General features: G+C 63.4%; 12 protein-coding genes. 9 read left to right on the top strand and 3 right to left on the bottom strand.

The genetic code is table 11. From position 1 onward, the window contains the following. The 6 genes from ACRDUX_RS04490 to ACRDUX_RS04465 all read left to right on the top strand — a co-directional run. The coding region (locus ACRDUX_RS04490) for a GntR family transcriptional regulator (RefSeq protein ID WP_526411424.1) at positions 1-497 on the top strand (497 nt) is incomplete at its 5' end. A 13-nt stretch (positions 498-510) separates the two neighbouring features. After that, positions 511-1,227, top strand: coding sequence for a phosphonatase-like hydrolase (locus tag ACRDUX_RS04485; RefSeq protein WP_526411422.1), 717 nt, complete (start codon positions 511-513; stop codon positions 1,225-1,227). Next, entirely contained in the window at positions 1,224-2,309 is a 1,086-nt protein-coding gene (locus ACRDUX_RS04480) for a zinc-binding dehydrogenase (RefSeq protein ID WP_526411420.1), read from the top strand. The genes ACRDUX_RS04485 and ACRDUX_RS04480 overlap by 4 nt, the downstream gene beginning before the upstream one ends. Before the next feature lie 67 nt (positions 2,310-2,376). Then, complete coding sequence (locus tag ACRDUX_RS04475) at positions 2,377-2,652, top strand: hypothetical protein (protein WP_526411418.1); 276 nt, start codon at positions 2,377-2,379, stop codon at positions 2,650-2,652. Continuing rightward, positions 2,649-2,885, top strand: coding sequence for a hypothetical protein (locus ACRDUX_RS04470; protein WP_526411416.1), 237 nt, complete (start codon positions 2,649-2,651; stop codon positions 2,883-2,885). Before ACRDUX_RS04475 ends, ACRDUX_RS04470 begins: the two co-directional genes overlap by 4 nt. A 153-nt stretch (positions 2,886-3,038) precedes the next feature. Beyond that, positions 3,039-3,428, top strand: a complete 390-nt coding sequence (locus ACRDUX_RS04465) for a hypothetical protein (protein WP_526411414.1) — start codon at positions 3,039-3,041, stop codon at positions 3,426-3,428. Positions 3,429-3,506: 78 nt separating this feature from the next. On the opposite strand, the gene ACRDUX_RS04460 is transcribed toward ACRDUX_RS04465, so the two are convergent. From ACRDUX_RS04460 to ACRDUX_RS04450, 3 genes are all read right to left on the bottom strand, one after another. Continuing rightward, on the bottom strand, positions 3,507-4,658 hold the full coding sequence (locus ACRDUX_RS04460; RefSeq protein ID WP_526411412.1) for an alpha-D-ribose 1-methylphosphonate 5-triphosphate diphosphatase: 1,152 nt from the start codon (positions 4,656-4,658) through the stop codon (positions 3,507-3,509). Between the two features lie 94 nt (positions 4,659-4,752). Beyond that, positions 4,753-5,544: an SDR family NAD(P)-dependent oxidoreductase gene (locus ACRDUX_RS04455; protein WP_526411410.1), complete on the bottom strand. Its 792-nt coding sequence runs from the start codon at positions 5,542-5,544 to the stop codon at positions 4,753-4,755. A gap of 154 nt (positions 5,545-5,698) precedes the next feature. After that, positions 5,699-6,433, bottom strand: a complete 735-nt coding sequence (locus ACRDUX_RS04450; protein ID WP_526411408.1) for a GntR family transcriptional regulator — start codon at positions 6,431-6,433, stop codon at positions 5,699-5,701. Positions 6,434-7,262: 829 nt separating this feature from the next. Here ACRDUX_RS04450 and ACRDUX_RS04445 point away from each other — a divergent pair. From ACRDUX_RS04445 to ACRDUX_RS04435, 3 genes are all read left to right on the top strand, one after another. Beyond that, a complete protein-coding gene (locus ACRDUX_RS04445; RefSeq protein ID WP_526411406.1) occupies positions 7,263-7,892 on the top strand; it encodes an HD domain-containing protein in 630 nt (209 codons plus the stop codon). Then, positions 7,889-8,836: a phosphate acyltransferase gene (locus ACRDUX_RS04440; protein ID WP_526411404.1), complete on the top strand. Its 948-nt coding sequence runs from the start codon at positions 7,889-7,891 to the stop codon at positions 8,834-8,836. The genes ACRDUX_RS04445 and ACRDUX_RS04440 overlap by 4 nt, the downstream gene beginning before the upstream one ends. 30 nt (positions 8,837-8,866) lie before the next feature. Beyond that, positions 8,867-9,635: MFS transporter (locus ACRDUX_RS04435; protein ID WP_526411402.1), on the top strand; the 769-nt coding region annotated here is incomplete at its 3' end.

The following is a 9,635-nucleotide window of genomic DNA, read 5'->3' as shown; positions in this document are numbered from 1 at the left end:
ACTCGGCGTGGGTCCAATCGATCGGGCGCACTCCAGGGCAACGCACTCTCGAACTGACGCTGCGCCCAGCCGACGAATTGGCCGCGTCGAACCTGAACATCGACGAAGGCAGGCCCGTGGTGCAGGTGCTACGGCTGCGTTACCTCGACGGTGACCGCGCCATGCTCGAACGCGGAACGTTCGTCGAGCACGTCGGCCGTCTGTTGTTCGACTTCGACTGCGACTCGGGATCGATGTGGGCATACCTGCAGTCCCGAGGCGTCAAGTTGGCAACTGCGTCGCACGTCGTCGACGCGGTCGGTGCCGATCCGGTCGACGCGACCCATCTCGGGGTCGCCACGGGCTCTCCGCTGCTTCGCCAACAACGCTCGACGCGCGACGCCGACGGCGAGCTCCTCGAGTTCCACGACGATCGGTATCTGCCCGAGTTCGTCAGCTTCACCCTCGACAACAACCTCGACGTCCGTACCACCCTGGTGCGCAACGCGAAACCCTAGGAAGGAAATCCGCATGAGTAGCCCAACGATTCAACCCGAACTCGTCGTACTCGACATGGCCGGCACCACGATCGACGAGGGTCTGGCCGTCTACCGCGTCCTCGGGGAGACGGTGATCGCCCACGGAGGGTCACCCACCGAGGCCGACATCGCCAAGTGGCACGGCTCGGCCAAGCACGAGGCGCTGCGCGCCCTCCTGACCCCGGAGGGTGGCGAACCCCTCAGTGACGAAGCCCTCAAGCCCATCGTCGAGGACTTTCGCGCCCGGCTCACGGCCGCATACGCCGAACGTCCACCGGTGGCGCTGCCCGGAGTGCCCGAGGCGCTGCACGATCTGCGCGCAGCGGGGATCCGCGTCGCCCTGAACACAGGATTCGACCGTGACGTCGTCAACTCGTTGCTGTCCGCGCTGGGCTGGGAGGGTGACTCCGTAGCGGACGCCGTCGTGTGCGGCAGTGACGTGCCGTCGGGTCGCCCGGCGCCCTTCATGATCTACCGCGCCATGGAACAGCTTGACGTACAAGATATTTCGCGAGTGCTCGTGGCGGGCGACACCCCGCGCGATTTGGAGGCGGGCACGAACTCCGGCGCGGGGTTCGTGGTCGGGGTGCTGTCGGGTGCCAGCGACAAGGCGGAGTTGAGCGCTCATCAGCACACCCACCTGGTGTCCTCGGTGGCCGACCTTCCTGGGCTGCTCGGCGTCAAGCAAGCCTGGGTGAAGACGTCATGACCAACCAATTGTCGCAAGGTTCAGTGACTTCCGGCCGAGTCGATCACACCCGCGCCGCGATATGGCGTGGCGGCGACGACATCGCGCTCGAGTCAGTACCGGTGCCACCGCTGCAGGCAGGAGAGGTGCTGGTACGGGTAACCCTGGCCACCGTGTGCGGTAGCGACCGACACACGGTAAGTGGGCGACGCGCTCAGCCCTGCCCCTCGATTCTCGGTCACGAGACCGTCGGGCACATCGTGGCGTTCGGAGACGACGACGAGCTGCGGTCGGTGGACGGGCGGCAGCTTCAGCTCGGCCAGCGCGTGATCTGGTCGGAAACGCTGCCATGTGGCACCTGCGACCGTTGCCTTGCCGGCGTGACCGCGAAGTGCCGCACCGTCCGCAAGGCGGGCCACGAAGCGTTCGACTCCAGCTGGGCACTGTCCGGTGGGTACGCCGAGCACGTGCTTCTGCCACGCGGCATGCCGGTCGCCGTGGTCGACGACGACGTGTCCGACGCCCTCGCTGCGCCCGCAGCCTGCGCCACCGCGACCGTCATGGCAGTAGTCGAACGCGCCATGCCCATCGCAGGCAAACGGGTCGTGGTAATCGGAGCAGGCATGCTCGGGCTCACCGCACTCGCGGCCGCCGCAGAAGGGGGCGCCTCGTCGGTGACCGCCGTCGACCCCGCAGCCGAACGTAGGGAGCTTGCGAAGCAATTCGGTGCGACCGCCGTCGTGGCGTCGATCGGGGACGTGGACCAGTGCGACGTTCTGATCGAGTTGTCCGGGAAGGCAGCGGCATTGCAAGACGGCTTGCGCAAGCTCGACGTCCAGGGCGTCGCCATCTTCGCTGGCTCTGTTGCTCCGGATGGCGACATCGCAGTGGACCCGGAATCCGTCGTGCGGCGCCACTTGTCATTCTCCGGTGTCCACAATTACGAGCCACGGCACCTGATCCAGGCGCTGGACTTCCTCCAGCGAACCAACGGTCGCTTCCCGTGGGCGGATCTCGTCGCCGACCCCGACCCGCTGGACCGCATCGTCAGTCTGTTGATCGATGCACCGGGAACGAAGCCACGGTACGCAGTCGCCCCGTGACCCAATGACCGTGCGGCGCACGTGCTTGCGCCGCACGGTCACTCGGCGGGATAGGAGTCCACTAGCGATGGATACTCTCCTACGACAGCATGACTGTCTGTTGCTCGACCTCGACGGCACGCTGTATTGCGGTCGGGCCCCCGCGGAGGGGTCCGTCGACGCGCTGCTGGATGCGCCCGTCCGTGCGCTGTACGTCACCAACAACGCATCGTGCAGCGCCACCCAGGTCGCGAAACACCTTTGCGCACTTGGTTTCGCTGCCAGCAGTGGCGACGTCGTCACCAGCGCTCAGAGCGCGGCCCGCCTCTCGGCGGAGAGGCTGACCACACGACCGCCACCGTGACCTCCACGGGCGCCGACCCCGGTCTGGACGGCCTGTCGGTGGTCCGAGCGACAGCGCGCGCAGTATGGGACGAGATGGCCGAAGAAGTGTCGGTGATCATTCAACCCGGCGACGACGTCGCATGGGTGGCGTTACATCGCTGGGCGCTACTGCCCGATGCCGAGTCCCGCGGCGGACGCGTACGGTCTGCATCGAGTTCAACCCATCCGCACCCGCTACGCAGGCAGGCATGAACGAGCGTCGGCGTGCGGGTTGGGCCGGCGGGCGGATAGGTCCGAGGAGTCGCCGGCGACGACCACCCTCTTGGCTGCCGTCCACGACCGGCTCACTCCATGTCTGGGCAACATCACTTCATCCCAATCGTCTACCTGAGAAGGGATTGCGCGATGCCGCAGCCGTTGGAGGACAAACCGGACCTGGCTGATTACGCATCCGAGCCTGGCACCGATTCGTCGTCGTCTCATCGCCTCGGTTGGCAGCTGGCCGACACACTCAAAGACCTTCTGCCCGAGCGGGTCAAGACCACCGTCTACATGCATCTCGGTTGCCGCCATTACCGTCGAGCCATTTCGAAGACACTGGAATCGGCTGCCGTGAGGGGAATCGGGTTGCCGGAGGAGCTCGCCAACGACATCGCCAACTGGCTCGAGGCATACGACGGGCATCCTGACAAGGAGCGAATCACCCGGCTGCTCACCAGGATCCGGTGTCCCACGGCCGGGCCAGGGGGCTGGATCGCGACCCAGGGGCCCTCGCCGAAGCCGAGCTCCGCATGATGGCGCCCCGTGTTATGGATTGATGGTTAACGCCAATCGGTTGATGCGCGACCGCCGGCGGCTAGCCACGTCCATGTGCTAGCGAAGACCCATCAGAGGCGAACCGGACCGCCAGCTCTGTTTGACCACGGGCAAGCCGGTCGTGGAGTCAACCGCAGTCAAATCAGCGGCCAACCCTTCCGCAATCCGTCCTCGATCGTGAAAGCCGCCCGCCAGAGCTGGACCTTCGGTCACGAGTGCGACAGCGCTTGCCCATGGAATGTCGCCGTCTTCGGCGAGGCTGTAGACCGCATGGAGCAGAGACGCTGGGTGATAGTCGGATACGAGAGCGCTGACCACGCCTTCCGATATTGCGTCGCGTGCTGATAGCCACGAGAGGTGGGACTGCCCGCGCCATGCGTTGGGTGCGCCCATCACGACGTGGAGGCCTGCGCGTTTCGCTTCGAGTGCTGCCTCAAGGGTGAGCGGAAACTCGCAAATCGAGGTGCCGACCCGGGCGGCCTCCAGAACGTCGTGGCAGGTGAGATCGTCATGTGACGCAAGCGGGATTCGAGCGCCGCGTGCGAGTCTGGCTGTATCCCGTCGCCTCGTCGACACGTCTTGGGCCCGGTGTGTCCGTGCGCTGGCAATCCTTTCGCGGTCATCGCGGTTCCCGTCGTGGCCTCGTAGATAGAGCTGGTGCCAGGCCGATCCATCGCGGCTGTACTGGCCAACTCCTGGGGCGTGGTTCATGTAGGAGACGATTCGGGTCAAGACAGGGTCGACCATGTCTTGACTGAGATGCCATCCTTCGGCGCTCAGTTCGAATCTGACGTGGAATACGGAGTCCGTTCGGAGATGCTTCTTCTGCGCCCGTAGGGCAGCCAGCCAATCGGTGGGGCTGGCGATGTCGTTCGAGGCTTGCAGGTCGTTGTCGACCGTCAAGCACAGGCACTGGGTCGTGACTCCATTGGCGGCGGCTTCGGCGTCGACCTGTAAGAGCGTGGCGTCCAGCGGGAATCGTGTCTGAGGACGCGGCTGGTTGCGAGAGTTGAGAGCATCGGCGTGAAGGTCGATCAAACCTGGGACGAGATCCAAGTGCCCAAGATCGGTGATCGGCAAGGACGAGGGTGCGCGCCGGGTCACTTCCTGGATGATGCCGTCATTAATCGTGACGTAGCAGTTCGACACGGACATGCCGCCGACCGCGGCGCGGTCTGCCCGCAATGTGAACGGGGCCTGGCGTCCCATTCGACCAGCGTAGCCCCCGGATGGTGACCCAGACCCCGGCAGCTGGCACCCGTCGACGTCACCGGTCGTCAAGAGCCACTGTGGAAGTGGCGGATCAGGACGATGACTTCGTGTATCCACCGTCGATGTTGTAGGCGACACCGGTTATCCATGCAGCGTTGTCTGACGCCAAGAATGCAGTTAGTGCAGCGACTTCCTCGGGGCGGCCGAATCGCGCCATTGGCAGATCGCGTTCTGCGACGCGTTGCAGGACATCGTCGATGCTGGAGTCCTCTTCGTCACGCATTGACTCAGCCATCCGACGCCACAGTGGCGTGTCGATCCGAGCTGGGCAGACGCTGTTCACGGTGATTCGAGGCGCGAGTTCCAGCGAGATGGTCTTCGAAAAGGCGAGGAGGGCAGCTTTGGCGGCGTTGTAGTCCCCTCGGCCGGCTGGTGGTTGGTGTCCGTTGACTGACGCGATGTTGATGATGCGACCGTGTTCGCTTTTCAGGAGATGCGGAATCGCTGCACGGGAGCACCGGACCGCGCTCATCAGAGAGGTCTCCAGCATGGCTGCCCATGCCGCGTCGCCCGTGCGCCAATCGTGACCCATGATCGAGTCCCCGACGTTGTTGATCAGGATGTCGATGTGGCCGAAGTGATGGACGACCTCCGAGACCATCCGTTCGACGATCTCGGTGTTACAGAGGTCGCCTTGGAACACGTAGGGCGTGGCCGCGGTGCTTGCGGATATGTCAGCGGCAGTCTCCTCCAGCGCTTCTGCGCCCCGCGCCCCGATCGCTACTGAAGCTCCGTTACTGGCTAGCTCGAGTGAGATTGCCCGGCCGATGCCTTTGCTTCCGCCGGCGACCAGTGCGACTCGTCCGGTGAGATCAAGGTTCACGGAACTCCTTCGGTGACTGATGGCATGCCTCAGATTGGAACTAGGAGACGGAGACAACCTTAACTTGAGTAGTCAAGTCGAGTCGGCGACTCGGCAAGTCGAGGGTCGCGGCCCAGCTGGCGTTGTGATCGAAGACCCTGCCGGGCTGCCGCATTCATTGGCCCCGATCGCGGTTCATTTCGACGATGAGGTCCACGGAGTCGGGTCGCAGCCACGTCTGTGCGTACTCGATGACACGCGGGCTGGCACCGTCGACTTCCAGCACCGCCGAAAGCAGATGAACTGTGGGGGTACCGCGCAATTCGAGATGACCAGAAACCTCGGGCGGTGCGGGTCGCAGTTCGACCTTCACCCATGTTCGGATGGGCTTCAGGCGATACTGGTTCACCAGTACCGCATTGAGTGACGCGTCTTCTTCGAGTCGAGAACGAAATCGCGGCAAAAGGTCGCCAGGCAGATAGCTGAGCGTATATCCGGCGATGAGTCCGTCAATGTAACGCCGACGCGACAGAACGAATATTCGTTGGCCCTTCACGATCCGGAGGTGCTCTGCAATCGTCTGTGGTGCTGTGCGTTCGATGAGCGATACCGTGCTTATGGTTGGTCTACCACCCGCATCGGTCACGCTGGCGGTCCAGCTCGGAGGCGAGTCCGGGCTGACCACATAGGGTAAGCGCCGCGCCACGAACGTGCCCTTGCCTTGAACGCGTCGAACCACGTAGCGGCGCTCCAGCTCCTCGAGGGCCGCCTTGGCCGTCAGTCGATTCATGCTGAAGCGTTTGGCGAGTTCATGCTCGGAAGGAATCCGAGATCCAGGCGTCGACTGCGCCAGCTCCTCCTCCAGCATATTCGCAATGAATTGATACCGAGGCATACTATTGGCTGCCATTCGCGATGCTGCTCCTGCCTTTCATGTCTAGTCCCGCATACCGTTGCGCGTACTCCAGTAGATCTCGTGGAGGCTGGCTATTGGCGAGTTAGCCACGGGGCAAAATGATTCGGACCCGATGCCTTGATGTCCGACGTTCGGCTATCGCCGACCGCGGAACGTGGGGGTATCGAACGCTGGAGTGCGCCGCGGGTGTCCGGGCCAGAGGTGAAGGGTTCGTGCATCTCCAAATCCTAGCGGGTAGGGACCGGGAACTTAACTACTCAAGTTGTGTTCCGTGAGGTGCGCTACAGATCCTGGCGAGGCCGGCTCGCCGTGTTCGGCCCACTGAATTTGGTTGATGAGGTCATCGAGTTCCTGCGTCGACTCCAGCAGATTCCCGATGAGGACGACTCAGTGAGCCAGCTGCAGCGCGCGCTTCGAACGGCCCTGTGTGCCCGCGCCGTTACTGCACCATATCCGCCGAATGCCCAAGTTCGCGATCATGGCGACGACAACCCCACGGGATCCGGCGGAGATGTGGTCGATTCACATGCACCAGTGGTGATTTCGGCCGCGCACCGTGGAGAGTTTCTCGACGACGCATCCCCGATGTTCCATGTGCACTTGCGCGAGTCCGCTCGTTGCGGCGCAGGGCATGTCTGCGAGGTACCTGCCAGTCGGGTGCTCAGCCGCGAGTGTCACGGCCGTGCCCACCGGGCATCGACGTCTGTGTGTCACGTCTTTGACCAGCTTCATGTCTGTCTCCGCTTAAGCCACCGCCTCGTCGCCGGTCGGACGGCCAGGATCACACGTCCGCGCATGCCGCGGTTCTCTCCTCGATCCCTACTTGACTAGTCAAGCCGTCGAATGTTTAAGTGATGGCAGCCCACATCACAGAAAGGCAAAAAAGTTGTCCAGCCCACACTTTTCGGTCGAAGACACGCTTGAGATTCTGCGTCGTGCGGAACAGAGCCCGTACGAGGACGAGGCCGTGAACCAGCTGCAGCATGCATTGCAGACTGCCCAGCAAGCCCGCGCCAATCATGTTGACGACGTCATGGTCGCAGCAGCCCTGTTGCACGACATCGGGCGCGCGCCAGCGGTTCTCGAGCACTACGGCAACGACGTGCACGAGCGAATCGGCGCCATGTTCTGCGCCGAGCACATCTCGGAGCGGGCGGCCTATTTGGTCGGTCAACACGTCCCGGCCAAGCGCTATCTCGTCGCAACGCAGCCGACTTACGGCGACACTCTCAGTCCCGCTTCTGTCCGGTCCCTCGCGCGGCAAGGCGGGCCGATGACCCCAGAGGAGGTGGCAGAATTCCGGGCCCACGAGTATCACGAACAGGCGGCGCAACTGCGGTCCTGGGACGACTGCGCCAAGGTCCGAACCGCCGCCACGGACGACCTGCCGTCTTACGCTCGCGTGCTTCATAGTGTCTGGGCCAGCTCGTCGCGGTCCGATCGGCGGCCATGACGGTCATGTACGAGCCGACTCTCCTGCGCGAGCCGCCGCCGGTCGATCTTGCCCCCACGCCGGCGGCGGTCGTACAACCGTTGAGCGCTGCATCATTGCAAGCGGTCCACGGCGCGTACGCAGCAGGTCTGATCGAGCCTATCGTTATCGGCGACCGCCATGGGTTCCTCGAGCTGTGCCGTAGGCACAATCTCAGTCCGCCCGAGTGGACCTTCCACGATGCCGACAACGACGACGCCGCTGCCGAACTGGCCGCCTCAATGGCGGCAACCGGCGACGTTGGCATGGTCATAAAGGGAAACATCAAGACGGCAATCTTGATGCGAGCGGTACTGCGGGACCGAAGCAAACGTGCAACCACCTCCGGACGCCTCAGCCACGTCTTTGCGCTCTACCTCCCAGAGGAGATCTACCACAAGCCGCTCTATGTGACCGACGGCGCCATCAACGTCGCCCCGTCAGCAGATCTCAAAGAGGTGATCGCGAACAACGCAATCGACCTTCTCCGAGCCTCCGGGATTCTCCGCCCCAAGGTGGCACTGCTTTCGGCGGCTGAAACCAGTACTACGGCCATGCCGTCGTCTGTGGAGGCTGCGGACGTAGGCGCACGCATCGCCGATAGGGCCGACGTGTTGGGTCCGGTGGCGCTCGACATCGCACTGTCAATTGACGCCGCGGTCGTGAAGGGGATTCAGTCGCCGGTCGCCGGCGATGTTGATCTACTCGTCTGCCCGAACATCGAAACCGGGAATGCCGTTGTCAAGATGGCAGCCCGCCATCCCCGCACGGTCGTCGCTGGACTCGTGGTGGGTGGAAGCTATCCGATCGTTCTTCCGTCGCGTGGCGACTCCAGTCGGTCGCAGTTGGCCTCCTGCGGGCTGGGTCGCAAATACCTTGCGTGGTCGGAATACAACCGCAGGCGTGTCCAACCAATCCAGCCCTGATCAAGTCGTCGCGCTTCGGATCATTGCCCATTGCCGCTGAATAACTACGTCCTGGAAGTGAAGGCTCTCATGACATTACCGTCCAATACCCAAACCACAGTTAGCAAGCCGCTAGATCATCTTCGGCGCTGGCGAGTCCAGATATTCGTCGTGACATGGGTGGTGTACTTCGCGCTCTATTTCACCCGCCAAGCGTTCTCCGCTGCGAAAGTGGGCATCCTGGAAGATCCATCGATGTCCGCGATGACAGAGCCCGTCATGGGAATCCTCGATGCGACATACCTGACCGCATACGCCGTCGGTCAATTCGTCTGGGGGACACTCGCGGACAGGTTCGGTCCGCGGCGCGTGCTATTGGTCGGTCTTGCAGTATCGGCAGTAGCTGCCGCCGTGATGGGTGTTACCACGGCGATCTTCGGCTTCGCGCTTCTCATGGTGGCGCAAGGTCTTGCGCAGTCCTCGGGTTGGGGCCCGTTGTGCAAGAACATCTCGGCATTCTTCGCCGTTGGCGAGCGCGGGCGCGTGTTCGGTTGGTGGACAACCAATTACGCGCTAGGTGGGTTGCTTGCTGGACCGTTTGCCGGGTGGTGGGCATACAGTGTCTTTCACACCTGGCGAGCGTCGTTCATCTCGACTTCGTTGGTGGTAGCTCTTGTCTTGGTCATCACTGCCGTCGCGCAACGCGATACCCCGCAGGCTGCTGGCCTGGGTGACGTCGACATCGACGAGTGGACTGCGCGACGCAAGGGAGAGCGGAAGGCCGATGACTTTGGCGAAGCCGTCCAGATCGTCGACGGAC

It is taken from the genome of Mycobacterium sp., from assembly GCF_050701675.1.
GTDB lineage: Bacteria > Actinomycetota > Actinomycetes > Mycobacteriales > Mycobacteriaceae > Mycobacterium.
The sequence above is the reverse complement of the archived record's forward strand: the minus strand, read 5'-3'. Positions and strand labels throughout refer to the sequence as shown.